Here is a 24,226-nt window from a genome sequence, read left to right as displayed (position 1 = left end):
ATTAACCGGTGCCACCCCGAACTCGCCCAGCTTTGCCGGCACAAGGGTTTCCGGCGTCCCAGTTAACCCTTTTTTGGGAATAAAAAAATTATTTGAATAACGACCAGTCATCCTCAAATGGCTCAAGGTATCGGAAGTAATACCCATTGTCTAAAAAGCGATAGTTGCTTGGCCTCTTCCAAGTATGCCTGTACGTCCAGACTTTATAGTTGTTCGCACAGATTAACTGACCATCTCTGTTCAGCAGTATGAAGTAGCAATCCGCTTCGGCTGCATCGGCGCTGGTTAACAACACACATACATAAATCAGATTAAAATTAGAAATAGCGCTATTTCCATGACCAACCCATTTCTGGTCTTTACTGTCAACCGTTACATCAACCCACCGACTAGCCGTAGTTTTCCAGCCATGGCCTCTAGATATCTTTACTTGTATAGGTAACGTCTTTGGTGATTCATTAGAAACGATAAGGTCAAATTCGGGTACGTGCCCTGTAAAAGACGTAGCGAGTAGTCACCTGCGATTGATCTATGCACAGAAAAGAAACTCATAACCCTTAACCGGCTAGCTTGTTACTCAAACCCTTGCCCTTATGTAGCCCTAACGCTGAGGTAACCGGCGCCGGAGCGCAAGCGGAAGGAACCGAAAGCGGCCACATTTTTGGCGTCCGGTTGACCGCCTGGTTACGCGGTGACGTTATGCGCCAACTCCACGATTGACAAGTCACTCCATGGTGACAATAATTATGTCACTTACTAGTGACTACGGGGAGGTGGGCAAGAATGGGATCAACCAACACACGTAAGCGCGACCGCGAAGCCACCCGCCTGCGGATAATCGAAGCCGTCGAGGCGGTAATCTCCCGGAAGGGGTTTGGCGCCATCGGTGTCAATACCGTGGCCCGAAGCGCGGGCATCGACAAAGTACTGATCTACCGCTATTTCGGGGGGTTGGAAGGCCTTCTGACCGAGTTCGCCGTTCAGGGTGATTTCTGGTGGCGTGTAGAAGACATTCTCGAAGAACCTCTCCCTGGGCCTGGCGACCCCGGCGGCCTGCCTGACTGCTTGGCGGCCGTGCTTGCCCGGCATATCAGCTTCCTTCGTTCCCACCCGCTGACCCTGGAGGTCATCGCATGGGAGATGAGCGAGCGCAATGAACTGACTCGCGCCTTTGAGCAAGTCAGGGAGGAACGAAGCCTCAGACTCATGGATCACCTCGCCTTCCGTTTCGATTACGACCCGGGAGACTTCACCGACCGATTCGGGCCAGCGTTGGCGCTGTTGGGTGCCGGCGCTAACTACCTTGCTGCGCAGGGGCGGCAAATCGCACATTTCAATGGCGTGGATCTGCAGGCCGACAGAGGGTGGGAAGCTCTGGAAACCGCCGCTCACCGGCTCCTTATCGGTATCGCCGGTCCGGCTACGCTGCCACACCGCACGGATCCAAACCGGCCATCCGCTTCAACCCAGCCACCCAACCAAACATTACGAAATGGAGGTCACCAGTCATGACGGGTTCCACGAAGAAAGCCGCAAGCGGGCGTCGCGCGTTCCTCAAGGGGGCCACCGGCCTCGTTGTACTGGCAGGTGCCGGTGGAGTTTGGCGTGCAACGGAAACAGGCGTCTTCTCGGCGGGGGAAGGACCGGCGTACGCCCCTTGGCGCAATTGGCGAACAGAGCAAGTGAGCGGAGAGATGGCTATCGTTCAGGCGGGCATTCTGGCGGCCAATGCTCACAATACACAGCCTTGGCGTTTCCATGTGGAGGCTCAACGTATCGCGTTGTACGCAGATCATGATCGACACCTTGGGGCATTCGACCCATTCCGTCGCGAGATGATGCTATCTCTAGGCTGCGCTTTGGAGAACATGGTTCAGGCAGCTGCCTTACAGGGACTGAACGCCCTCATAGAATTGACACCGGGACGTCTGGACGCCGGCACGACAACCGCACTGGATCGACCGGTTGCTGTAATCCGGCTTGAGCGCGGCGAACCCGCGACCGATTCGTCACTCTATGATGCGATTGCACGACGCCGTACCCATCGCGGCGAATACGATCTAGGTCAATCAATCAGCGCGGAACTCCAAGCCGAACTGATTGATCAGATCAGCGACCAAGAAGGCGTGCATACCCTGCTCTACTCCCGTGAAGATCATCCGGGAACCATGAAAACCCTGGGAACCCTCATGGTGCAGGCAACCGAAGAGATTATCTCGGATCGCGAAATGGCTGCCGACAGTGCAGCCTGGTTCCGATTCGATCCAGACGCGATACGTCATCACCGCGACGGAGTCACCCTGGATACGGTCGGCCTTTCCCCAGTGCGGAACGTGCTGGCCAAGCTCGCACCGGCACCTTCTCCCGCTGAGGCCGACCGGATATGGTTCAAACGGACGCGTGACGTGCATGTCGCGAGTGCCCCCATGTTCGGGCTGATCACGGTACGTGATCTCTATGACCAACCATCCGCCCTCACGGCCGGGCGCATATGGCAACGCATCCACCTGTGGGCGACAAGCCACGGTATCGCGGCACATCCACTCAACATGCCAATGGAACGGGTCGACCGGGAGAAACAACTCGGACAAGCGCCCCTCACCGCAGAGCGGTTAAGGGCATTTCTCGGTGAAAAAGAGTGGCACGCTACCTTCGGCTTTCGCCTCGGCTATGCAAATGCCCCCGCACGCTTTAGCCCCAGAAGATCGGTCGACCAGGTGGTTATTGAGGCATGAAAGGTACTGCGAGTCAGCGTAACAGCTAATTCACCGACAAATGACTTCTATCCCAAAACGCGCCTATATCAGCCGACCTCAAAGTCACTTACCATATTTTCCCTTTTTATCAGAAACCTACTGATTCCTGACAGTATCGCGCGGGGTAATAGGCGTCAATTGCCGAATTTGTCTCAGGTCACGAGTTCGCCTATTTCCGACCACGATCGCGATGGATTTCAATTTTATCAAAGGGTTATGAAGAAAATCAGACAAAACGGGGGATCTTTTACGACAACTGTCGGTGATCTCCAGAAGAAAGCGGTCAATTGTTGAAGCAGTGCAGAAGCGCGGTACAGAAAGGCTACTGATATTAATGGTGCCCGGGGCCGGAATCGAACCGGCACGACCCTAAGGGTCGAGAGATTTTAAGTCTCTTGTGTCTACCAATTTCACCACCCGGGCATAGGCGGGAACGTGCGAAGGGCGAAATTGTATAAGGCCCGCTGGCTTACCGCAACTCCCTGTGGCAATTAAGGGTTTTCAGCATTTCCCTGCGCCTCTTCCGAAGGCTTCACCGCCCTGCCCTTGTACAAATACCCGGCTATTTTCGGTGCATTGGGCATGTAGAGGTTTTCCAGTTCGGTGATCTCGAAACCGGCCTGGCGTATCAGGTCGGCGATGTGGCGGTTCAGGTGGCAGCCGCCGGCGATTTTCTTCCAGCCCGGGGTGATGCGGTGTTGCCATTTTCGGGTGGTTTCGTGGGGCGCTTCGCCGTGCTCCAGGAACAACAGTTCGCCACCGGGTTTGAGTACCCGTTTCATTTGCTGCAGGGCGGTGTGCCAGTCCGGGATGGTGCACAGGGTAAAGGTCAGCAGTACGGTGTCTATGGAGTTGTCTGCCAGTGGTATCTGTTCGCCCGGGAGCCCCAGCCATTCCACGGATACCGGTGATGACTCCAGGTTTTTCAGGGCCTTGCGGCGCATACCTTCAGAGGGCTCCAGGCCGTACACGTGCTCCACCTGTTCCGGGTTGTAAAGCGCCAGGTTCACGCCCGAGCCCATGCCCACTTCCAGAACCCGGCCCCGGGCCAGGGGCACCAGTTGTTGGCGCAGCTTCATCACCTGCCCCATTGAGCAGGCTTTATCAACCAGGTGTGGCAGGATTCGTTCGTCATAAAAGCGCATGGTGCCACCTGTTAATCCAATTTCGGTTTTCGGTCGTTGTTTTATATCAAGTGGTGCGACAAAGTGTCCTATGCAAATTTGATAGGATTCACGTAGCATCGTAATCAACTGCCGGTAATAACAACATAACAAAAGGAACTATGGCAGCGGCTGGGCGAGTTTGGCGCGAACCGGCTCGCTCGTGGTGTTAGTTGGCGTTACCGGAGGTTCCCATGGAGCTTGATCCGCTTATTCTCTCGCGAATACAGTTCGCGTTCGTGGTGTCTTTCCACGCGATATTCCCGGTGTTTACCATCGGTCTTGCCTCGTACATTGCCGTGCTCGAAGGCCTTGCCTTCAAAACCGGCAATCCCGCCTGGACCAAACTGTCCGGCTTCTGGACCAAGGTGTTTGCCGTGGTCTTCGGCATGGGTGTGGTGTCGGGCATTGTCATGTCGTTCCAGTTCGGCACCAACTGGAGTAATTTCTCCCAGGCAACCGCCAACTTCCTCGGGCCGGTTCTCAGTTACGAGGTTATCACAGCCTTCTTCCTGGAAGCGGCTTTCCTTGGTGTTCTGCTGTTCGGGCGTAACAAAGTCCCGGCCGGAGTGCACCTGTTTGCGGCGATCATGGTGGCGACCGGTACCTTCATCTCGTCCTTCTGGATTCTCTCCGCCAACAGCTGGATGCAGACACCGGCCGGTTTCGAGCTGCGTGACGGCATTGTCCACGTCACCTCCTGGACAGAAGCCATTTTCAACCCCTCTTTCCCCTACCGGTTCATGCACATGGGCCTGGCCTCGTTCCTGACCGGCAGTTTCGTGGTGGCTGGTGTCAGTGCCTGGTACCTGCTGCGCGGCCGCGAGGTGGAAGCCAACCGCAAGGCGCTGTCCATGTGCCTGTGGCTGATCCTGTTCATTGGCCCGGCGCAGCTGGTGGTGGGTGATTTCCACGGCCTGAATACGCTGGAGCACCAGCCGGCCAAGGTGGCGGCCATGGAGGGCAACTGGGAAACCGGTTCAAACGTGCCGCTGCTGCTGTTCGCCATTCCGGACCAGGACGCCCAGACCAACCACTTTGAAATCGGCATTCCCAGCATGGCCAGCATGATCCTGACCCACGAATGGGACGGCATTGTGCCCGGCCTGAAGGATTTCCCCCGTGAGGAGCAGCCGCCGGTGGGCATTGTGTTCTGGTCATTCCGGATCATGGTTGGCATTGGTACCGCGATGATTCTGGTGGGTCTGGCTGGCCTGTACCTGCGCCGCAAGGGGCGCTACTGGCAATCTCCGGTATTCCTGAACATTCTGCGGGTCATGAGTATTTCACCGTTCATTGCGGTGCTGACCGGCTGGTTTGTCACGGAAGTGGGCCGTTCACCCTGGTTGATGTACGGCATTATGGACCACGCTGCGGGTGTAACACCCTCGCTGACCGGCGGCATGGCCCTGTTCACACTGATTGGTTACATCGTGGTGTATTCACTGGTATTCGCCGCCGGTGTTTATTACCTGATGCGGGTGCTTTATGTCGGCCTTGAGGGTGATCATGGCGAAGACGATGACGAGTCAGTCGAGCGCCCCGCCCGGCCCTGGTCTGCGGCCCATGTTCCCTTTGAGTACGACAGTCACGGCCGTGTAGTGCCGGCAAATGAAGGAGGGCAGTGATTATGGAACTCTTTGATTTGGCCCTCATCTGGGCATTCATTATCGGCTTCGGCATCATCATGTATGTGCTGATGGACGGCTTCGATCTGGGTGTTGGGATTCTGTTCCCCTTCGCCCCGTCGGAAGACGACCGGGACGTGATGATGAACTCTGTGGCACCGGTCTGGGACGGCAACGAGACCTGGCTGATCCTTGGTGGTGCGGGCCTGCTGGCCGCGTTCCCGCTGGTGTATACCATCTTTTTGCCCGCGCTCTACATCGGGGTGTTCCTGCTGCTGGCCGGCCTGATTTTCCGGGGTGTGGCCTTTGAATTCCGCTTCAAGGCGAACACCTCCCGTTATCTGTGGAACTGGTCGTTTGCCGGGGGCTCCACCATTGCCGCGTTTGCCCAGGGCGCAGTGGTGGGCGCCTATATCCAGGGTTTTGAGACCGCCAATGGTGCCTATGTGGGCGGCGCCCTGGACTGGCTCACCCCCTTTACTGTGCTGACAGGCCTGGGCATGCTCGCCGGCTATGCGCTGCTGGGCTCCACCTGGCTGATCATGAAAACGGAGGGGCACCTGCAGGAATGGGCGTATCGCATCACCACGCCGCTGCTGGCCGCCGTTCTGGTGGTGTTCGGCATCATCAGTGTCTGGACGCCGTTCGTCGACGAGATGGTTAGCGAGCGCTGGTTCTCCAATCTGAGCGTGATCTGGATTCTGCCGGTCCTGACCCTGCTGTGCGCCCTGCAAATCTGGCGCTCCGTGCGTAACCGCTCCGAGGGTATGCCCTTTGTGGCCACCATGGGGCTGTTCATCACCACTTACCTGGGGCTGATCGTCAGCCGCTGGCCGTATGTGGTACCGCCGGAGTACACCCTGTGGGAAGCGGCATCGGCCTACGAATCGCAGCTGTTCCTGCTGCTGGGTCTGCTGTTTGTGGTGCCGATTGTGCTGGCCTACACCGCCTGGACCTACTGGGTCTTCCGGGGCAAGGTTCGCGCGGGTGAAGGGTACCACTAAGTGGCAGAGCCACAGGTTCCGCAACGAGAAATCCGGCAATGGCTGTCAGCTTTAACCCGTGGCAGCCGGCGCTGGATTCAGGCCACGGTGGTTGCCGGTTCGCTGGCTGGCCTGGCCACCATCGGGCAAATGGTGCTGCTGGCCTGGATCATCCATCAGGGCGTGATTGAGGAGCAACCGGCCAGCCTGCTGATTCCTGCTTTTCTGGGGCTGCTGGCAGCCTTGCTGTTGCGTGCGGTTTTTCAGGGTCTGCAAACCCGGTTTGCCGCCCGCGCCAGCGGGCAGGTCCGAAGGCAGGCCCGGGAACAGCTGCGCAATCACTGGCAGAGCCAGGGGCCGGTGGCCCTGGCCGATGCTTCGGCGGCTTCCCTCACCCGTGAGTGGCTGGACCACGTGGAAGCGCTGCACGGCTACTTTGCCCGCTTCCTGCCACAAATGACGCTCTCTTTGATCGTTCCCCTGCTGATTCTCGCCCTGGTCTTCTGGCTTGACTGGCTGGCGGGTCTTTTCCTGCTGTTATCCGCTCCGCTGATTCCGCTATTCATGGCCCTGGTGGGCATGGGGGCGGAAAAAGTGAATCAACAGCATTTTGAAGTTGTCAGCCGGCTTTCCGGTCAGTTTCTCGATAAGATACGGGGATTGACCACGCTGCAGCTGTTCGGGCAGACCGACAGCGCCCGGGAGACACTTCGCAAGCGGTCAGACCAATACCGCCGGGTGACCATGAAAACCCTGAAGGTGGCGTTTCTGTCATCGGCGGTACTGGAGTTTTTCTCGTCAGTGGCCATTGCAGTCATCGCCATTTACGTGGGTTTCGGCCTGCTCGGTTATATCGATTATGGCCCGAGTGACCAGCTCACCCTGTTTTCCGGTTTGCTGGTGTTGCTGCTGGCACCGGAGTTTTTCCAGCCACTGCGCACCCTGTCCCAGTACTACCATGACCGGGCATCGGCCATGGGGGCAGCGGCGGAGATTCTGGGCCGTCTTAACGACACCGGCGAAACGCCGTCGCCAACCGACCGCCGGCTCGGTCGCGTCAGCAAAAACATGATCGACCTTCAGGGCATCAGTGTCCGGTACGGCGACAAAGACAACCGGCCGGTGCTGGAACAGGTCGACCTCACCCTGCCCCGGGGGTACAGCGTGGCACTGACCGGCCCCACGGGCAGCGGGAAATCCTCCCTGCTGCATGTGATGGCGGGCTTTCTTGTCCCGGCCTCGGGGGTTGCCACGGTATTCGGCGAGGCACCGGGCGCGAAACCCTTCGGTTGGCTGGGCCAGAAAGGCTTCTGGATTCAGGGCACCTGGGCCGACAACCTCCGGCTGACCAGCCCGGATGCCTCCGATGAAGCCATCAGGCAGGCCCTGGGGCAGGTGGGGCTGGATCAGCTGGTTGCCGGCCGGGAACAGGGTATCAACAGTCCGTTGAGCGAGAGTGGCCAGGGGTTGTCCGGCGGCCAGGCCCGCCGTTTGAGTCTGGCCCGGATCTTCCTGGCGGACTACGACCTTATCCTGCTGGACGAACCCACGGCCGGGCTGGATGCCAATTCGGAGCAACAGGTGATCAATGCGTTAAAGGCTCTGCATGCCAAGGGCAAAACGCTGGTGTTCTCGACCCACCACAGCGCCCTGCTCTCGTTGGCCGACCGGGTGCTGGTGGTGGAAAACCGGGAGGTTCGGGATGCATGAACTTCGCCCCTGGCTACGACTGATTTTCCGGCACCGTGGCGGTCTGGTACTGGGCGCCACATTGATTCTGGCCACCTTGTTGTGCGGCATTGCCTTGCTGGCCGTGTCCGGCTGGTTCCTGACCGAAACCGCCGTTGTCGGCCTGGCACTGGCGGCCGGCCTTCAGGCCACGATTAACCTGTATGTGCCGGGCGGCGCGATACGTTTCTTTGCCGTGGCGCGCACGGTGTTCCGGTACCTGGAACGGGTTTACAACCACAACCTGGTACTGCAACTGCTGACCGACATCCGGGTGGCCCTGTTCGACCGGCTGGCCGGTGCAGGCCATCGCCACCGGGGTGAAAAAAGCGGCGCCCAGTGGCTGTCCCGCCTGACCGCCGATGTTGATGCGCTGGACACCCTTTACCTGCGCTTGATTGCACCAACGGCGCTGGCAGGGGCGATCACCCTTCTGATCGCCGGGCTGGCCTGGCTGCTGTTCAGCGGCACGGTTGCCCTGGTGGTTCTGGTGATTCTGCTGGCAGGCCTGCTGGTGGCCACCCTGGCCGTGTTGCGGGGCACCCGGCGCCTCTCTTCACGCCTGAGCGACCAGCAGGAAGCGCTGCGAGGCGAGGTGATCGAGCATATTGAGGGCTATGCCGAGCTGACAGCCGCCGGCAGAATAAACGAGCACGCCGGCCACCTGCTGGCCGAGGCCGGTTCCCTCTCCCGGGCCCAGGCTTGCATTGATGCCCGGGTGGGCTGGCACAACGCGCTCAGCACACTGCTGGTGAATCTGTCAGCCGTTGTCGCACTTTGGCTGGGTTTCTCGCTGTTCGAGGATGGTGCCATCTCAGGCCCGGTGCTGGCCCTTCTGCCCATCGCCCTGCTGGGTCTGGGCGAGGTTTACGGCATGCTGCCCGAGGCCTTTGGCAAGTATGGCGCCACGGAGGCGGCCGCCGCGCGGCTGAATCAGGATGGCGGCTCCCGGGGTGCGCCCGTGGCAAGCCCCACCGGCGCGGAACGCCACGAGGCAGCGGCCGGGCAGCCACTGACATTAACCAATGCCAGCATTGGGCACCCGGGACATCCCCCGCTGCTGGCCGGTTTCTCGCTGACACTGGCGCCGGGGAAAACCCTGGGGGTGATTGGTGAATCCGGCACCGGAAAATCCTCGTTTGCCGATACCCTGGCCGGGGTTGTGCCCCTGCTGGCCGGCGAACTCACGGTACCTCCCTGCGCCTATCTCACCCAGGGCACCGTGGTGTTTGAAGACACCGTGAAAGCGAACCTGTTGCTGGGTAATCCCTCGGCCACAGATACCGAGCTCTGGCGGGTGCTGGACATGCTGGAGCTGGCTGACCGTTTTACCCGGGAACCGGATGGCCTGAACAACTGGCTGGGCAGTGGCGGCAACCGCTTGTCCGGGGGCGAGGCTCGCCGCCTGGTGCTGGCCCGGGTGCTGCTGAGCCGGGCGCCGCTGGTGATCCTGGATGAGCCGTTCACCGGCGTGGACGCCGAAACCCGGCAACGCATTGCGCCCCGGGTACAACGTCATCTCGAAGGCCGCACCCTGGTGTGCCTGGGGCATGCACCGGAGGCGTTATTGGCCACTGAACGAACGCTGCATCTGGACTGACATTATCCGGAGCCGGAAACAAAAAAGGCACCTTTTCAGGTGCCTTTTTCTTACCGTTTCAGAAAGTTAAACAACTTTCTTCAACTCTTCTTCCAACTGCGGAACGGCCTCGAACAGGTCCGCTACCAGGCCGTAATCGGCCACCTGGAAGATCGGCGCTTCTTCATCCTTGTTGATCGCCACGATCACCTTGGAGTCAGACATGCCCGCCAGGTGCTGGATGGCACCGGAGATACCCACGGCGATGTACAGCTGCGGGGCAACGATTTTACCGGTCTGGCCAACCTGCATGTCGTTGGGCACGAAGCCGGCATCGACAGCCGCACGGGAAGCGCCAACGGCGGCACCCAGATGGTCGGCAATGCTTTCCAGCATCTTGAAGTTTTCACCGTTCTGCATGCCACGGCCACCGGAAATCACCACGCCGGCAGAGGACAGGTCCGGGCGGTCGGACTCGGCTTTCTCTTCGCTGACGAAGACAGACAAGCCGGCGTCTTTCACCACATCCAGCTGCTCAACGGCGGCGGAACCACCTTCAGCGGCCACCGGATCAAAGGCGGTCGGGCGCACGGTGATCACCTTGATGCTGTCGCTGGACTGCACGGTGGCGATGGCGTTACCGGCGTAGATCGGGCGAACGAAGGTGTCTTCGGACTCCACGCGGGTGATATCGGAGACCTGAGCCACATCCAGCAGAGCAGCCACGCGCGGCATGAAGTCTTTACCGGTGGTGCCGGCCGCAGCCAGAATGTGGCTGTAGCCCTTGCCCACTTCGGCCACCAGCTCGCCCAGGTTTTCCGCCAGGAAATGCCCATAGGCGGCGTTGTCGGCCACCAGCACCTTGTTCACGCCTTCTGCCTTGGCAGCAGCTTCCGCGACGGCGCCTACGTTTTCACCGGCAACCAGCACATCAATGTCGCCACCGATGGCCTTGGCAGCCGCCACCACACTCAGGGTCGCCTGCTTCAGGCTGCTGTTATCGTGTTCAGCAATTACCAGGATGCTCATTTAGATCACCTTCGCTTCGTTCTTCAGTTTGTCCACCAGCTCTGCGACATCGGCCACCTTGACGCCCGCCTGGCGCGAGGCCGGGGCTTCAACTTTCAGGGTGGACAGGCGCGGGGCAACTTCAACGCCAAGATCTGCCGGGCTCATGGAATCGATCGGCTTTTTCTTGGCCTTCATGATGTTCGGCAGGGACGCATAGCGAGGCTCGTTCAGACGCAGGTCGGTAGTGATAACCGCCGGCAGGTTCAGGCCCACGGTAACCAGGCCGCCGTCGACTTCACGGGTCACGTTCACTTTCTCGCCTTCTACAACCACTTCGGAGGCGAATGTGCCCTGGCCCATGCCGGTCAGCGCAGCCAGCATCTGGCCGGTCTGGTTGTTGTCGGTGTCGATGGACTGTTTACCCAGAATCACCAGCTTCGGCTCTTCCTTCTCGACAACGCCCTTGAGCAGCTTGGCGGCTTCGAGGGACTGGACTTCTTCGTCGGTCTCAATGTGAATGCCGCGGTCGGCACCCAGTGCCAACGCCGTACGCAGTTGTTCCTGAGCGGCCTTGGGGCCAATGGTGGCCACCACGATTTCTGTGGCAATGCCCTTCTCTTTCAGGCGAACCGCCTCTTCCACGGCAATTTCGCAGAAGGGGTTCATAGCCATTTTGACGTTGGCGAGGTCAACACCGGTGTTGTCCGGCTTGACGCGCACCTTCACGTTGTAGTCGATAACGCGTTTTACAGCGACCAGAACCTTCATAGATTCCTCGTTCTTTCACCATGAGTTTATGAATCAGCCAGGTTGACCCGACCTCGGAATGAGACGATACTAAAAATCGACTCAAAACGCACCTGTTTCGGTGTTATCAAGATAGTGACAAAGGTAATCGCAAAATTCAAACAAGCGTTTGTTTGAATCTGTAATTGCGTTTATGCTTTTGCCAACGACAAGATTCAATACAAGCTGTTTGAGGAGACCAACGTGGAACGCGAATCCATGGAGTTTGATGTTCTGATCGTCGGCGGCGGGCCGGCGGGCCTGTCTGCTGCCTGCCGGATCATGCAGCTGGCAAACGAAGCCGAACAGGAACTGACCGTTTGTGTGGTAGAGAAAGGTTCCGAAATCGGTGCCCACATTCTGGCCGGCACGGTGTTTGAGCCCACCGCCCTGAACGAGCTGTTCCCGGACTGGAAAGAAAAAGGCGCACCGCTGAACACCCCGGTTACCCGCGATGACATTTTCCTGTTCAAAGGTCAGGAAAATGCCACCAAGCTCCCGAACGCGCTTGTGCCGAAAAACATGCACAACCACGGCAACTACATCATCAGCCTGGGTAATCTGTGCCGTTGGCTGGCCGAGCAGGCCGAAGAACTGGGTGTTGAGGTGTACCCCGGTTTCCCGGCGGCGGAAACCATTGTCGAAGATGGCCAGGTTAAAGGCATTATCACCGGCGACATGGGCGTGGCCCGCGATGGCTCTGAGAAAGACAGCTTCATGCCGGGCATGGAGCTGCGTGCCAAGTACACCCTGTTTACCGAAGGCTGCCGTGGCCACCTGGGCAAGCAGCTGATCAGTGATTTCAAACTGGACGAAGGCAAAGACCCGCAGCATTACGGCCTGGGCATCAAAGAACTGTGGGATATCGAGCCGGACAAACACGAGCCGGGTCTGGTGGTGCATACCACCGGCTGGCCACTGAGTGAATCCGGTTCCACCGGCGGCTCCTTCCTGTACCACCTGGAAAATGGCCAGGTGTACGTGGGCCTGATTACCGATCTGTCCTACTCGAACCCGCATGTCAGCCCGTTCGAGGAGTTCCAGCGCCTGAAGCACCACCCGGAAATCAAAAAGTACCTGGAAGGCGGTAAGCGCGTGGCCTACGGTGCCCGTGCCATCACCAAGGGCGGCTACAATGCCCTGCCGAAGATGAGTTTCCCGGGTGGCCTGCTGCTGGGTTGCGATGCCGGTACTTTGAACAGCTCCAAGATCAAGGGCTCCCACACCGCCATGAAGTCCGGCATGCTGGGCGCCGAGGAAGTGTTTGAAGCGCTGAAGGAAGGCAAGGAAGGCGAAGAGCTGACCACCTTCAACGAGCGTTTCGAAAACAGCTGGCTGTTCAAGGAGCTGTACGCGGAGCGCAACTTCGGTCCGGCCATGCACAAGTTCGGCAACATGGTGGGTGGCGCCATCGCTTTCTTCGAGCAGAACATCCTGCGCGGCAGCCTGCCGATGACCTTCCGCGACACCACGCCGGACTATGCAACGCTGAAGCCGGCGTCCCAGTGCAAGAAGATCGACTATCCGAAGCCGGATAACGTGCTGACCTTTGATCGCCTGTCGTCGGTGTTTATCTCCAACACCAACCACGAGGAAGACCAGCCGGTTCACCTGAAGCTGACCGACCCGTCTATCCCGATTACCGAAAACCTGCCCAAGTACGACGAGCCCGCGCAGCGGTACTGCCCGGCCGGCGTGTACGAAGTGGTGGATGCGGATGACGGCAGTGGCAAGAAGTTCCAGATCAACGCGCAGAACTGCGTGCACTGCAAAACCTGCGACATCAAGGACCCGGCCCAGAACATTACCTGGGTGACGCCGGAAGGCGGCGGTGGACCGAATTACCCGAACATGTAACCAAAAAAAACGGCTCCCTCGGGAGCCGTTTTTCGTACAACCGTAAAAAGCGAGATCAGTGCGCGTGGCCGTGCTCTTGCTCTTCTTCGGTTGCTTCGCGGGCTTCTACAACTTCTACGTCGAAGTGCAGAGTCTCACCAGCCAGCGGGTGGTTGGCATCGATGGTAACGGTTTCGTCGCCAACTTCTACCACACGCACGATCTGGGGGCCGCCCGGAGTCTGGGCCTGGAACTGCATGCCCGGCTCGATGGTGTCTACGCCTTCAAACGCGGAACGCGGTACCGGCTGGATCAGTTCGTCGTTAACTTCACCGTAGCCTTCACCCGGCTCTACAGATACTTTTGCCTGGTCGCCAGCGTTCTTTTCTTTCAGCGCACTTTCCAGTCCACCGATAATGTTTTGTGCACCTTCCAGGTAAGACAGCGGCTCACGGCCTTCTACACGGGAGGAATCCAGTTCTTCTCCCTGGTCGTTAGTGAGCGTGTAATGGATGGTGACAACACGAGGTTGGGCCATGTGATCTCCTTGCGTGTCGCAATGACTGTGTATTTAAGTATAAAGGGCAATCGAAAGTGATCGTGAACAGCCAGACTGCACAGAGGGACTAACGACCACCTGCCTCGTTAAGAGCCAGGCTCGATAACAAGTGTGAAAACCCAGTTTAACAAGTGAAAGACTGCGTTTTCTACCTTATTAATAGAGACGTAATCCGGTATTTCAACCCGGCTTGCCAATTTTCCAGAATTTTCCCTGGCTGAAGACGCCCAGCCAGGGCTCACCGTCCACATTCTGCTCCTGTGCCAGCTCCACCAGGTGGTAGAACGCAGACCGGGGCAGGCGCGCCTCGATGCCCTCGCGCACCAGCACCACCGGGCGCGGTTCACCGGTCTGCGGGTAGTGACCGATGTCCAGCGGATGCGCCTCGCCGATGTCGAGGGTGTCGCCCATGTTAGTGGTTACCGAAAGCACCTGGTCTCTACCCTCACCCCGCAGGGTCGGAGAGTGAGCCAGCAAAGGCGTGTCTTCCACCTGAATCCGCCATTTTTCAACCGGCGTCACCAGATAGAACTCGCCATCGTCTTCACGGCGCAATATACGGGAGAACAGCCGTGTGGCCGATTCACGGGGAATCGGGTGGCCCTGGTACATCCACTGCCCGTCACGGGTGATGGTCAGGTCCATGTCACCGGTCAGTTCCGGATGCCATTTCTCCAGCGGCGGCGCTTCATCGGCATGGCAGTTAACGCTTTTGGCAATGTGTTCCGGTTCCATAATACCTCTCTCCGGCCAGGGCTGGCTCAGGGCAGAAACTGGGTTTTCATGTCCGCGCAACCCGGCCCCACCACGGGCATGTCCAGTACCACTGCTTCACCCGGCATGAACGGAAGGCCCCGGCGATGGGCGTCAACCAGCAAAGTGGCCAGGGCGCCCACCAACGGCATGTGAGACACAATCAACAGGGGGGAAGCCGGCGGCTGCTCCAGCAGTGCATCCAGGCATAACCCCGGGTCGTCGTCCGGGGTGATGAAAGACTTCTCTTCAATGGGGCAGTTGATCACTTCGGCCACAATGGCGGCGGTTTGCTGGGCCCGGAGGAGCGGGCTGCACCAGATGGCCCGGGGCCGGTAGGGGGATTCAGCAAGGTGGGCCGCAACGTCGGCCACATCCCGGCGGCCGGTTTCTGTCAGCTCCCTCTGCTGGTCATTGGTGTGCCAGCCGGCTTCGCCGTGGCGCATGATGATCAGGTGCATGCCGCCCTCTTCTGACCTGGCGCCCACCGCCGTCACTGGCTGATGGTGCGCGGAAGAATGAACTCCACATCCGAATTCTGCACGGCCATCATCAGGCTGCTGATAACGGCGTTGATGGAAGCGCCTTCGTAAATGATTTCATACAGCCCGCGAACCAGCGGCATGTAGATACCAATCGAGTCGGATTTTTCCCGTACCAGTTTCAGAGTATAGATGCCTTCCGCCACCTGGCCGAGTTCGCGAACAATGTCATCCAGCTGCTGGCCTTTGCCAATGGCATAGCCAACCCGGTAATTGCGGCTCTTGTTGGAGGTGCAGGTGGCGATCAGGTCGCCCACGCCGGCCAGGCCCATGAAAGTCATGGGGTTGGCCCCAAGGCTGACCGCAAACCGGCTCATCTCCGCCAGCCCGCGGGTAATCAGCATGGCACGGGCGTTCTCGCCCATGTTCAGGGCCGCGCCCAGGCCGGCCACAATGGCGTAGATATTTTTCAGGGCACCGGCCAGTTCCACGCCGTATACATCCACGTTGGCATAAACCCGGAAATACTCGCAGCCCAACAGTTCCTGAACGGCGCGGCGAACCTCGGGGTCCTTGGCGGCAATGACCGTGGCGGTCAATTCCCGGTTAACAATCTCGGCGGCCAGGTTCGGCCCGCTGAGCACACCGGAGCGGCACCGGGGAATCTCTTCCAGAAGGATCTCGCTCATCAGCTTGAAGCCTTCTTCCTCGATGCCCTTGGTCAGGCTGACCACCACCTGCTCATCGTGAAACTCGTCTTTGTGATCACGTATCAAAGACCGGAAAGCCTTGGAGGGAACGGCCACAAACACCACGTCGGATATCTGCAGCACACTGGCCAGATCCGTGGTCGGGCGGATATCGCCTTCCAGCACCACGTCCGGCATATAGCGCTTGTTAACACCGGTGTTGCGAATCTGCTCGGCCTGGGCCGGATCTCGCATCCAGAAATGTACCCGGTGGCCATTCTCGCCCAGCACCTTGGCCATGGCGGTACCAAAGCTGCCGCCACCAAGTACTGCTACATCTTGGGAGTTCGCCCCCTGGCCCGGGGACGGAGAATTGTCTGACATAAGTTTTCCGCTTCTGCTGTCGGGCAGCGTTGGGTGAGAAACGCCGGCGCTCAGCCGGCTTCCTCACATTCAAGTGCGCGCACCAGGTTCTTGAATTCTTCCCGGTTCTTGCTGTTCATGCCCATCAGTATCCGGTGGGCATCCAGCACCTTGTCTCTGACCTGCTGCTCGCTGGCTTTCAGTACCGGGATTTCCTCCAGCTCTTCAATACGCGACGCCGGCTCCCGGACAATGATGAAAATCTTGTCGAAACCCATGGAGGTGACAATGCGAGTGATGTCAGGATTCGTGGAAATCAGGGTGGGCAGGAAGTTGCTCTGTTTCTGCGCGGCAAGGGCGATTTTGGCCAACAAGCCCAGAGTCGTGCTGTCGATAATCTCGGTTTCGGTCAGGTCGACCACCACCGTCTTGAATTCGGGATCGTGGGTGATCGATTCGGCCAGATTGTCCAGCGTTGAACACAGGTTCAGCCGGATTTCGCCAATAAATTTGAGGACGTATATCCCCTGCTTGTCTGCCTGCAGGATCTTATAACCAGCCATTTTACACACTGCCACTCAGTAAAGGACGTGTTACCCGACACTTAGGGAGTATCGGTTACCGATACTAACGCGATATCGTCCGGAAGCTCGGAGATTTTGTCCAATCCCAGAGCCTCGCTCAGCGATGCGATAGTGTGACTACCTCCTGAAACGAGTTCAAGTAGTGTCTTCTCCTTTTCATCCAGGGATTTCGCCGGAATCACTTCCAGGATTCCGTCGGAAAACAGTATCAAACGAAACGGCCTGTCGAGTTTTATACGGTACACCTCCCATTCCGGTTCCTCAAAGATGCCCACGGGCAACCCACTGCCTTCCAGAAAGTGGGTTTCACCATCGGCAAAGGAAATGATCGGCATCGGGAAGTGCGCACCCACCGCGTATTCCAGCGAGCGCTCGGAAATCGTGATGATACCGACGAACACCGTCACGTGTTTGCCCAGGCCGGTATCCAGTAGTTCGGCGTTGATGCGTTCCAGGAAACGGTCCGGGTACAGGATTTCATCACTGGACTGGCGGCGCAGATTTCGCTGAAGGCGGTTGGTCAGGTTTTTCAGCAAAACGGTCACAAAGGCCGAACTGGCCCCATGACCGGACACATCGGCGATGTACACCAGCACCTTGTCGTCGGTCAGCTTGAAATAATCAAGGAAATCGCCGCTCAGGTACAAAGACGGCTTGATCAGGTGGTCAACCTGCAGACCGGAGAGCTTCAGGTCTTTGTCCGGCAGCATCTTCAGCTGCACTTTACGGCCGGCGTTCTGGTCAGCGCGGAGCTCGGCAATGCCGGTCCGCAGCTCCCGGTTGGTGTCTTCCAGTTCCTTGCGATAAAGCTGGTTCAGACGGTTGATGCGAACCCGGTCAAACAGTTTCTCGATCACATCATCCAGGGCGTGTTTATCACCCTGGCAGGGCTTGAGCAGCACGTCGGTGGCGCCGGCCCGCATGGCATCCACCACATCGGTACTGGCGTCGCTGCTGGTGCAGGCCACCAGCGGAATGAACCGGTTGCTGTCATCCAGTTCCCGGGAAAGCTCACGAATGGCGTCTGGCGGCAGGTCGGCGAAAATGACATCGGGCAGGTCATCCTCGGGCAGCGCAAGGGCGTCTTCCGGTTTGCCAGACCCGGTCACGTAAAACCCTTTGGATTCGAGATACCGGGCCAGCCCAGCCCGCGCCTGTTCGTCGGCGTCGATAATCAGAATGCGCTCGGTGCGCGATGTCATGTTGGTTGCCCTAACCCGCCAGCAGTAAAAGAAAAATTACCCGTCTATCGCCTATTCTGGCATGCCTCTGTGATATAACAAGGCCGGTGAGATCAATTCAGGAGCAATCTAGCCCATGAGACGCGCGGTCAACGATCTACTCGGAGCCTACGACAAGCTGATTATGGACCCGGTACACGGGGGCATTCCTCTCTATCGGCACGAAATCCAGGTGATTGATCATCCGCTGTTCCAGCGCCTGCGCAACATCTGCCAGAACGATATCCTGAGCCTGGTGTTCCCCGGTGCCACCCACTCCCGTTTCCTGCACAGCGTGGGGGTCATGCACGTGGGCACCCGCATGTTCCGCTCAATGATCGATGCCTACCTGCGGGAGCGGCAGCTCAGCGAACGCACCGATCTGGGCCTGAGCCAGCTGGACGCCATCGATTACCTGGCCAAGACCATCCGCCTGGCCTGCCTGCTGCACGACAGCGGCCATTCCAGTTTCTCGCACCAGTTCACCCAGGCCCGGCGCATCCGCGAGCTGATGTCCCGTCCCGGGCGTTTCCGGGATCTGTGGCAGGGCGTCGACTACCACGCCTACTTTGCCGAAGAGCCGGACGAACTCGAACACGAACATTATTCCGTGCGGGTGGCCCACGACGTGCTGTCCGCGGTGGACCTGGAAAGCGCCGGGCTGCATGCGGTTGATGTGATTGGCATCATGGAAACCACGCGGGTACAGCCCAGCGAGGCCTTCTGCCGGCACGCGGAAACCTTCTGGAAGTTCATCGCCGGCGACGATGCCGTGGCCGGCCGGATCGCCAACGACAACATCCCGCAACTGGTCATGGACCTGCTGGCGTCTATTGTATCCGGTGAAATCGATGCTGACCGGGCCGATTACATGCTGCGCGACGGGTTCCACAGCTCCGTCACCATTGGCGGTTTCAACCTGGACCATCTGTTGAGCAACCTGCGATTTGGCTGGGAGGTGACCGAACCCTGGATGGGCCTGGCCATTACCGAGAAGGGGCTGGGTGCACTGGAAGACTTTGTGTACAGCCGCTACCAGATGTACCGCAAGGTGTACGCTCACAAAACCGCCCTGGGGTTTGACTGGCTGCTCCGCGAGGCCATCAACGAGGTATTGGAAGACCCGGACAACTTCGAGTGGATTGATACTTGCCTGAGCGACATGCGCTACTTCGCCGAGCTGACCGACAACTTCTTCTGGGAAGCCTTCCGCAAGGTGGCCCGCAAACACCCGAAAAGCTACTCGTTCTGCATCGTCAACCGGGTAAAGCTGAACCACCTGGACACCCGGGAGAACCTGGACGCCGGAGGCATCCAGCAATACAGCCAGTGGCTGGCCGGCGAAATGCAGCTGAACCCGGCCGATGTGGTGACCTGTTCCATGCGCGCCCGCTTCTCCAACATCCAGGACAACTTCGACGGCATCAAGGTACTGCAGCGCCACCCGATCAGCCGCGAACGGTCGCTGAAACGCATCACAGATGTCAGTGCGTTCTTCTCCAAATTTGGCGACGGCACCATCACCCACTTCTACCAGAGGCCGGATGTCGACAATGGCGCGCCGGCGGAGTTAACGGAATAACGGCCAATCAGTTGTGGGACAGTGCGGAAACCAGCCGCTCCGCGCTTTCCCACGCCCCTTCAACCCGGCCGCCGGCCAGCCAGTCGCCGGCCAGGCCAAGCCCCAGTTCCTCGTCCAAGAGATAACCAGGGCAGGCGCCATCGGTCGAGCGGGCGTACAGCCAGCGGTGACAAAGGGTGTCCGAGACCTCGTCCTGGTAGCCGGTCAAATCCCGGAAGGCACCAACCAGGCGCTGGGTGACCAGATCGGTATCGGTCTCCAGGTGCCGGTTCGTCCACTCCGGCGTGGCATGCAGCACCCACCACTGGCCACCCTGCTCACGGCCGGGCTTGGAGGCATTGTTGGCCACCCAGTAAAGCGTATCGCTGTTCGGGCGCATACCCTCATAGTCCAGGGGAACCCGTCCCACCAGACGGGCCGCCACCGCCCAGCAGGGCAGCATCTGCCCGGCGGTATCGGCCACTCTGTCCGCCAGCGGTGCCAGACCGCTGTTGGTCAGCAACTCTTCCGCCTGGGCCGGCGGTGCGGTAATAATGACCTGATCATACTCCCCATGTTCGTGGCCTTCCATGCACACCAGTCGCCACTGGTCACCATTGCGAATCAGCCGTTTGATGCGCACCTGCGGTTTGAGCGCCACATGGCCGGACAGCGCCCTGGAGATAGCCGTCATTCGTGGCGTGCCAACATAGCGCTGCTCGTCGGGAAAAGGCTGCCAGCCGGCCTCCGGGTGCTGGAAACCGAAACGCCCCGGCCAGTGGGCGAAGGACTGTTCTCCGGCCCATTGCTCGAGAAAGGTCCGGAATGAGGCATTACGAATGGTGAAATACTGGGCGCCGATATCCACTGAGCCGCCGTTACCGACACGTTTGGCAGACAGCCGCCCGCCCGGTCCCCGGCTTTTATCGAACACCTGCACCTGGTGGCCCTGCTGCTGCAAAAAAATAGCAGCGCTCAGGCCCGCAACCCCTGAACCGATAATCGCGATCCGGCGTATAGCTGGGTTATCTGATGTAACTTTTGGCATGATGAAATATGACCCGAGTAAATAACTGGCTGATAAACATTCTGAGGTGGTTCGATTCCGAAGCGGGATCGGATCACCTGGACGTCAGTTCCCGATCCTTCAATATCGTGCGGGTGCTGCCGTTCATCGGCCTGCACCTGGCCTGTTTGCTGGCTTTTGTGACCGGAGTCAGCACCTTTGCGGTGGTATTCGCCATCGCATTTTTCCTGATTCGCATGTTTGCCATTACCGGCTTCTACCACCGGTATTTCTCTCACAAAACGTTTAAAACCAGCCGGCCGGCGCAGTTCATCTTTGCCGTGATCGGCGCCAGTGCCGCCCAGCGTGGCCCGCTCTGGTGGGCCGCCCACCATCGCCATCATCACCAGTATTCCGACCAACCCGAAGACCTGCATTCCCCGCACCAGGGCGGATTCTGGTGGTCCCACGCCGGCTGGTTCACCTGTGACGCCGGCTTCGCCACCAACGAAAAGCGCGTGCGCGACTGGCTGAAGTTCCCGGAACTGCGCTTCATCAACCGCTTCGACACCCTGGTGCCTGCCGTTTTTGCGATACTGATCTACCTGCTGGGTGAGGCATTGGCCGTCTGGGCCCCCTCCCTGAACACCAACGGTTTCCAGCTGCTTGTCTGGGGCTTCTTTATCTCCACTGTCGTGCTGTTCCACGCGACCGTATCCATCAACTCCTTGCTGCACGTTTGGGGTAAGCGCCGGTTTGATACCGACGACGACAGCCGCAACAACTTCTGGCTGGCGCTGATTACCCTGGGCGAGGGCTGGCACAACAACCACCACCGCTGGCCGCGCTCGGTGCGCCAGGGCTTTCGCTGGTACGAAATCGACATCACCTGGTACGGGCTTTGGGTGCTGTCCAAGCTGGGCATCGTCTGGGACCTGAATCCCATACCCGCCAACATCCAGGAAGAAACCAGGCAACTCGACGAAGCGAGGAGGAAACGCCAATGACGACCGCCTCAAGTATCGAAGTGGGCTCCCATCGCGCTGTTCTGCCAGTCGTGCTGGAAGACTTTCGCCGGCTGTTCAATGAACTGGACAAGGGCAATCTGCAGAAGCTGCCCAGCGTGTACGGCGAAGACATCCGGTTCCAGGACCCGTTTGGCGAGGTGCAGGGAATTGATGCGTTGACGGAATATTTCGCCGGCGCCTATAAAAATGTTATCCGCTGCCAGTTCCGTTTTCAGGAGCCGGTGGTGGAAGGCTGCTGGTGCACCCTGCCCTGGGTGATGGAACTGCAGCACAAGCGTATTCGCGGCGGCCAGCGCATCTGTGTGGATGGCATCAGTCACCTGGAAATCCGCAACGGCCGGGTGCGTTACCACCGGGATTATTTCGACGCCGGGCAACTGCTGTATGAAAACCTCCCCGTGCTTGGTCGGATGATTCGCTGGATCAAGGAGCAGGCAGGATGAGCACACGATTGCAGTCGGCATCCAATATTTGGTTGACCGGCGCCTCCTCGGGCATTGGCGAGGCGCTGGTGCGCGAACTCGCCGGCCAAGGCCACAAACTGGTGGTCACCGGCCGCCGGCAGGAGGCGCTTGATGAGCTGGCCATTCGCCACCCCGGTAGTATCGAGACGGCAGCGGCAGACACCACCGATCGCCAGGCACTGGCTGATATCAGCCCGAAGCTCAGCCATTTCGGTGACCTGGACATGGCCATCCTGAACGCCGGCACCTGCGAGTACCTGGAAGTGGCCAGTTACGACAGCAAAGTAATCGAAGCCAACATCAACACCAACGTGCTGGGCACCGCCCGCTGCCTGGACATCGCCCTGCCGGCGTTGCGTGCCACCCGCGCCAAGGGCAAACCGGCGACACTGGTGATCGTCAGCTCGTCGGCCTGGTGGTTTCCGTTTGGCCGGGCCGAGGGCTATGGCGCCTCCAAGGCAGCGCTCAGCTACTTCGCCCACGCCCTGCGCGCCGATCTGGCCGCCGAGGGCATCGAAGTGGTCGTGGTGTCACCCGGGTTTGTGAAAACCCCTCTGACCGACCGAAACGACTTTCCCATGCCCTTCATCGTCAGTGCCGAAGATGCCGCGCGGCGCATTCGCACCGGGCTGGAGAAAGGCAAAACCGAAATCGCCTTCCCCCGGCGCTTCACCTGGCTGCTACGCTTGCTGGGCGCGCTGCCGCAACCGCTGATCGACCGCATGGCCGCCAACATGGCCCGCAAGGCCGGATAACCGACTGCTCAAGGAAATGACTTACATGAACCAGGAACGCCAGCGTATTGCTGTCATCGGCGCCGGAGTATCCGGCCTCACGGCAGCCTGGCTGCTTAGTGAAAAGCATGATGTGGAACTGTTCGAAGCCGGTGACTACGCCGGCGGCCATACCAACACCGAACGGGTGGAAGCCGGTGGCCAAACCTGGCCGGTGAACACCGGTTTTATCGTGTTCAATGACTGGACCTACCCGGGCTTCATCAAACTGATGGACCGCCTTGGCGTGGCTTCGGAGGTGAGCGACATGAGCTTCAGTGTCGATTGCCACAACTCCGGCCTGCAGTACAACGGCACCAGCCTGAACACCCTGTTTGCCCAGCGCAAGAACCTGTTCAATCCGCCGTTTCTGAAGATGATCCGGGAGATTCTGCGCTTCAACCGGGAAAGCCGGGCTGATCTCGCCGCCGGCGACATTCCCGGTGGCGAAACCCTGGGCCAGTACCTGGACCGCAACGGCTACAGCCAGTATTTCCGCAACTACTACATCGTGCCCATGGGCGCGGCCATCTGGTCAGCACCGGAGATCGTGCTGGAGCAGTTCCCGATCCGCTTCTTCCTGCAGTTCTTCAACAACCACGGCATGCTGTCCGTGGATGATCGCCCCACATGGCGGGTGATTTCCGGCGGATCGGCCACCTATGTTGAGCGCATGATGGACCGCCTGGGCGAGCGCACGCACCTGAACAGCGCGGTGTCCGCCATCGAACGAGACGAAGACGGCGTCACCGTCAGCGTGAACGGCCAGCAGCACCGGTTTGATCAGGTCATTCTGGCCTGCCACAGCGACCAGGCCCTGGCCATGCTGCAAGACCCCACACCGGAGGAGCAGGACATTCTCGGGGCCATCGGTTACCAGAAGAACGACGTGGTGCTGCACACCGACGCCAGTGTGCTGCCTTCCAACCGCCGGGCCTGGGCCGCGTGGAACTACATGATTCCCAACAGCGCCAGCCAGCCGGTGTCCGTGTCCTACAACATGAACATTCTGCAGAACTTCCACACCGCGCCGGAAACCTTCTGCGTGACCCTGAACCGCAGCCACGATATCGACCCGAACCGTGTCATCAAGCGTTTCGAGTACGATCACCCGGTGTTCACCCTGGACGCGGTCGCCGCCCAGGAGCGCTACGGGGAAATCGGCAATCGCAACCGCACCCACTTCTGTGGCGCCTACTGGTTCAACGGCTTCCATGAAGACGGGGTACAGAGTGCCCTGCGTGTGACCCGGGCGTTCGGCGTGGAGTTGTAAG

General features: G+C 59.3%; 22 protein-coding genes and 1 tRNA gene. 12 read left to right on the top strand and 11 right to left on the bottom strand.

Going from position 1 to position 24,226, the window contains the following annotated elements; translation table 11 throughout:
- The first annotated feature begins 783 nt into the window (after positions 1-783).
- Both BMZ63_RS10850 and BMZ63_RS10845 read left to right on the top strand, forming a co-directional pair.
- Positions 784-1,512, top strand: coding sequence for a TetR/AcrR family transcriptional regulator (locus BMZ63_RS10850; RefSeq protein WP_091705449.1), 729 nt, complete (start codon positions 784-786; stop codon positions 1,510-1,512).
- A gap of 182 nt (positions 1,513-1,694) precedes the next feature.
- Entirely contained in the window at positions 1,695-2,735 is a 1,041-nt protein-coding gene (locus BMZ63_RS10845) for an Acg family FMN-binding oxidoreductase (RefSeq protein WP_143072212.1), read from the top strand.
- Between the two features lie 356 nt (positions 2,736-3,091).
- Here BMZ63_RS10845 and BMZ63_RS10840 read toward each other — a convergent pair.
- Together BMZ63_RS10840 and BMZ63_RS10835 are read right to left on the bottom strand one after the other, a co-directional pair.
- Positions 3,092-3,179, bottom strand: a tRNA-Leu gene (locus BMZ63_RS10840).
- A gap of 68 nt (positions 3,180-3,247) precedes the next feature.
- Positions 3,248-3,901: a class I SAM-dependent methyltransferase gene (locus BMZ63_RS10835; RefSeq protein ID WP_091705445.1), complete on the bottom strand. Its 654-nt coding sequence runs from the start codon at positions 3,899-3,901 to the stop codon at positions 3,248-3,250.
- A gap of 212 nt (positions 3,902-4,113) precedes the next feature.
- On the opposite strand from BMZ63_RS10835, the gene BMZ63_RS10830 reads away from it, so the two are divergent.
- From BMZ63_RS10830 to cydC, 4 genes are read left to right on the top strand one after another with little or no spacing between them, the layout of a single operon-like run.
- Positions 4,114-5,547, top strand: coding sequence for a cytochrome ubiquinol oxidase subunit I (locus BMZ63_RS10830; RefSeq protein WP_091705444.1), 1,434 nt, complete (start codon positions 4,114-4,116; stop codon positions 5,545-5,547).
- Positions 5,548-5,549: 2 nt separating this feature from the next.
- Positions 5,550-6,551, top strand: a complete 1,002-nt coding sequence (gene cydB / locus BMZ63_RS10825) for a cytochrome d ubiquinol oxidase subunit II (protein ID WP_091705443.1) — start codon at positions 5,550-5,552, stop codon at positions 6,549-6,551.
- Positions 6,552-8,240, top strand: coding sequence for a thiol reductant ABC exporter subunit CydD (cydD, locus tag BMZ63_RS10820; protein WP_091705441.1), 1,689 nt, complete (start codon positions 6,552-6,554; stop codon positions 8,238-8,240).
- Positions 8,233-9,858, top strand: a complete 1,626-nt coding sequence (gene cydC, locus BMZ63_RS10815) for a thiol reductant ABC exporter subunit CydC (RefSeq protein ID WP_091705439.1) — start codon at positions 8,233-8,235, stop codon at positions 9,856-9,858. Before cydD ends, cydC begins: the two co-directional genes overlap by 8 nt.
- A 66-nt stretch (positions 9,859-9,924) precedes the next feature.
- Here cydC and BMZ63_RS10810 read toward each other — a convergent pair whose 3' ends face one another.
- Together BMZ63_RS10810 and BMZ63_RS10805 are read right to left on the bottom strand one after the other, a co-directional pair.
- Positions 9,925-10,866 carry an electron transfer flavoprotein subunit alpha/FixB family protein gene (locus BMZ63_RS10810; RefSeq protein ID WP_091705438.1) on the bottom strand — a complete coding sequence of 314 codons (942 nt, stop codon included), beginning with the start codon at positions 10,864-10,866 and terminating at the stop codon, positions 9,925-9,927.
- Positions 10,867-11,616: an electron transfer flavoprotein subunit beta/FixA family protein gene (locus BMZ63_RS10805; protein WP_091705436.1), complete on the bottom strand. Its 750-nt coding sequence runs from the start codon at positions 11,614-11,616 to the stop codon at positions 10,867-10,869.
- 222 nt (positions 11,617-11,838) lie between these two features.
- Between BMZ63_RS10805 and BMZ63_RS10800 the strand changes: the two genes are divergently transcribed.
- The gene (locus BMZ63_RS10800; protein ID WP_091705435.1) at positions 11,839-13,491 is read left to right on the top strand and encodes an electron transfer flavoprotein-ubiquinone oxidoreductase; all 1,653 of its coding nucleotides are present in this window, start codon (positions 11,839-11,841) and stop codon (positions 13,489-13,491) included.
- Between the two features lie 55 nt (positions 13,492-13,546).
- Here BMZ63_RS10800 and BMZ63_RS10795 read toward each other — a convergent pair whose 3' ends face one another.
- The 6 genes from BMZ63_RS10795 to BMZ63_RS10770 all read right to left on the bottom strand — a co-directional run bounded on the left by BMZ63_RS10795 (position 13,547) and on the right by BMZ63_RS10770 (position 18,102).
- A complete protein-coding gene (locus tag BMZ63_RS10795; RefSeq protein WP_091705433.1) occupies positions 13,547-14,008 on the bottom strand; it encodes an FKBP-type peptidyl-prolyl cis-trans isomerase in 462 nt (153 codons plus the stop codon).
- 201 nt (positions 14,009-14,209) lie between these two features.
- Positions 14,210-14,764, bottom strand: coding sequence for a DUF1285 domain-containing protein (locus BMZ63_RS10790; protein WP_091705431.1), 555 nt, complete (start codon positions 14,762-14,764; stop codon positions 14,210-14,212).
- 26 nt (positions 14,765-14,790) lie between these two features.
- Positions 14,791-15,243, bottom strand: a complete 453-nt coding sequence (locus BMZ63_RS10785) for a SixA phosphatase family protein (protein ID WP_091705429.1) — start codon at positions 15,241-15,243, stop codon at positions 14,791-14,793.
- Between the two features lie 32 nt (positions 15,244-15,275).
- The gene (locus BMZ63_RS10780) at positions 15,276-16,337 is read right to left on the bottom strand and encodes an NAD(P)H-dependent glycerol-3-phosphate dehydrogenase (RefSeq protein ID WP_091705427.1); all 1,062 of its coding nucleotides are present in this window, start codon (positions 16,335-16,337) and stop codon (positions 15,276-15,278) included.
- 50 nt (positions 16,338-16,387) lie between these two features.
- Positions 16,388-16,879, bottom strand: coding sequence for an STAS domain-containing protein (locus BMZ63_RS10775; RefSeq protein ID WP_091705425.1), 492 nt, complete (start codon positions 16,877-16,879; stop codon positions 16,388-16,390).
- A 41-nt stretch (positions 16,880-16,920) separates the two neighbouring features.
- A complete protein-coding gene (locus tag BMZ63_RS10770) occupies positions 16,921-18,102 on the bottom strand; it encodes a PP2C family protein-serine/threonine phosphatase (protein WP_091705424.1) in 1,182 nt (393 codons plus the stop codon).
- Positions 18,103-18,217: 115 nt separating this feature from the next.
- Here BMZ63_RS10770 and BMZ63_RS10765 point away from each other — a divergent pair, with 115 nt between their 5' ends.
- Complete coding sequence (locus tag BMZ63_RS10765) at positions 18,218-19,702, top strand: HD domain-containing protein (protein WP_091705422.1); 1,485 nt, start codon at positions 18,218-18,220, stop codon at positions 19,700-19,702.
- Between the two features lie 7 nt (positions 19,703-19,709).
- Here BMZ63_RS10765 and BMZ63_RS10760 read toward each other — a convergent pair whose 3' ends face one another.
- Positions 19,710-20,729 carry an NAD(P)/FAD-dependent oxidoreductase gene (locus BMZ63_RS10760; RefSeq protein ID WP_091705421.1) on the bottom strand — a complete coding sequence of 340 codons (1,020 nt, stop codon included), beginning with the start codon at positions 20,727-20,729 and terminating at the stop codon, positions 19,710-19,712.
- Between the two features lie 8 nt (positions 20,730-20,737).
- On the opposite strand from BMZ63_RS10760, the gene BMZ63_RS10755 reads away from it, so the two are divergent.
- The 4 genes from BMZ63_RS10755 to BMZ63_RS10740 are packed head-to-tail and all read left to right on the top strand — an operon-like array spanning position 20,738 to position 24,225.
- On the top strand, positions 20,738-21,694 hold the full coding sequence (locus BMZ63_RS10755; protein WP_091705419.1) for an acyl-CoA desaturase: 957 nt from the start codon (positions 20,738-20,740) through the stop codon (positions 21,692-21,694).
- Positions 21,691-22,158, top strand: a complete 468-nt coding sequence (locus BMZ63_RS10750; RefSeq protein ID WP_091705418.1) for a nuclear transport factor 2 family protein — start codon at positions 21,691-21,693, stop codon at positions 22,156-22,158. The genes BMZ63_RS10755 and BMZ63_RS10750 overlap by 4 nt, the downstream gene beginning before the upstream one ends.
- Positions 22,155-22,934 (top strand): SDR family NAD(P)-dependent oxidoreductase, encoded by a 780-nt coding sequence (locus BMZ63_RS10745; protein ID WP_091705416.1) that lies wholly within the window; start codon positions 22,155-22,157, stop codon positions 22,932-22,934. The genes BMZ63_RS10750 and BMZ63_RS10745 overlap by 4 nt, the downstream gene beginning before the upstream one ends.
- Positions 22,935-22,959: 25 nt before the next feature.
- Positions 22,960-24,225: an NAD(P)/FAD-dependent oxidoreductase gene (locus BMZ63_RS10740; RefSeq protein WP_091705414.1), complete on the top strand. Its 1,266-nt coding sequence runs from the start codon at positions 22,960-22,962 to the stop codon at positions 24,223-24,225.
- The last annotated feature ends 1 nt before the right edge of the window (position 24,226 follow it).

The organism is Marinobacter persicus, from assembly GCF_900114155.1.
Taxonomy (GTDB): domain Bacteria; phylum Pseudomonadota; class Gammaproteobacteria; order Pseudomonadales; family Oleiphilaceae; genus Marinobacter; species Marinobacter persicus.
This window is presented reverse-complemented; position numbering and strand designations above follow the sequence as displayed.

What these genes read in the sequence shown, in the direction of transcription:
- BMZ63_RS10850 (WP_091705449.1), top strand. Translation starts at nt 784, where the DNA reads ATGGGATCAACCAACACACGTAAGCGCGACCGCGAAGCCACCCGCCTG.
- BMZ63_RS10845 (WP_143072212.1), top strand. Translation starts at nt 1,695, where the DNA reads ATGGCTATCGTTCAGGCGGGCATTCTGGCGGCCAATGCTCACAATACA.
- BMZ63_RS10835 (WP_091705445.1), bottom strand. Translation starts at nt 3,901, where the DNA reads ATGCGCTTTTATGACGAACGAATCCTGCCACACCTGGTTGATAAAGCC.
- BMZ63_RS10830 (WP_091705444.1), top strand. Translation starts at nt 4,114, where the DNA reads ATGGAGCTTGATCCGCTTATTCTCTCGCGAATACAGTTCGCGTTCGTG.
- cydB (WP_091705443.1), top strand. Translation starts at nt 5,550, where the DNA reads ATGGAACTCTTTGATTTGGCCCTCATCTGGGCATTCATTATCGGCTTC.
- cydC (WP_091705439.1), top strand. Translation starts at nt 8,233, where the DNA reads ATGCATGAACTTCGCCCCTGGCTACGACTGATTTTCCGGCACCGTGGC.
- BMZ63_RS10810 (WP_091705438.1), bottom strand. Translation starts at nt 10,866, where the DNA reads ATGAGCATCCTGGTAATTGCTGAACACGATAACAGCAGCCTGAAGCAG.
- BMZ63_RS10805 (WP_091705436.1), bottom strand. Translation starts at nt 11,616, where the DNA reads ATGAAGGTTCTGGTCGCTGTAAAACGCGTTATCGACTACAACGTGAAG.
- BMZ63_RS10795 (WP_091705433.1), bottom strand. Translation starts at nt 14,008, where the DNA reads ATGGCCCAACCTCGTGTTGTCACCATCCATTACACGCTCACTAACGAC.
- BMZ63_RS10790 (WP_091705431.1), bottom strand. Translation starts at nt 14,764, where the DNA reads ATGGAACCGGAACACATTGCCAAAAGCGTTAACTGCCATGCCGATGAA.
- BMZ63_RS10785 (WP_091705429.1), bottom strand. Translation starts at nt 15,243, where the DNA reads ATGCACCTGATCATCATGCGCCACGGCGAAGCCGGCTGGCACACCAAT.
- BMZ63_RS10780 (WP_091705427.1), bottom strand. Translation starts at nt 16,337, where the DNA reads ATGTCAGACAATTCTCCGTCCCCGGGCCAGGGGGCGAACTCCCAAGAT.
- BMZ63_RS10775 (WP_091705425.1), bottom strand. Translation starts at nt 16,879, where the DNA reads ATGGCTGGTTATAAGATCCTGCAGGCAGACAAGCAGGGGATATACGTC.
- BMZ63_RS10770 (WP_091705424.1), bottom strand. Translation starts at nt 18,102, where the DNA reads ATGACATCGCGCACCGAGCGCATTCTGATTATCGACGCCGACGAACAG.
- BMZ63_RS10765 (WP_091705422.1), top strand. Translation starts at nt 18,218, where the DNA reads ATGAGACGCGCGGTCAACGATCTACTCGGAGCCTACGACAAGCTGATT.
- BMZ63_RS10760 (WP_091705421.1), bottom strand. Translation starts at nt 20,729, where the DNA reads ATGCCAAAAGTTACATCAGATAACCCAGCTATACGCCGGATCGCGATT.
- BMZ63_RS10755 (WP_091705419.1), top strand. Translation starts at nt 20,738, where the DNA reads ATGACCCGAGTAAATAACTGGCTGATAAACATTCTGAGGTGGTTCGAT.
- BMZ63_RS10750 (WP_091705418.1), top strand. Translation starts at nt 21,691, where the DNA reads ATGACGACCGCCTCAAGTATCGAAGTGGGCTCCCATCGCGCTGTTCTG.
- BMZ63_RS10745 (WP_091705416.1), top strand. Translation starts at nt 22,155, where the DNA reads ATGAGCACACGATTGCAGTCGGCATCCAATATTTGGTTGACCGGCGCC.
- BMZ63_RS10740 (WP_091705414.1), top strand. Translation starts at nt 22,960, where the DNA reads ATGAACCAGGAACGCCAGCGTATTGCTGTCATCGGCGCCGGAGTATCC.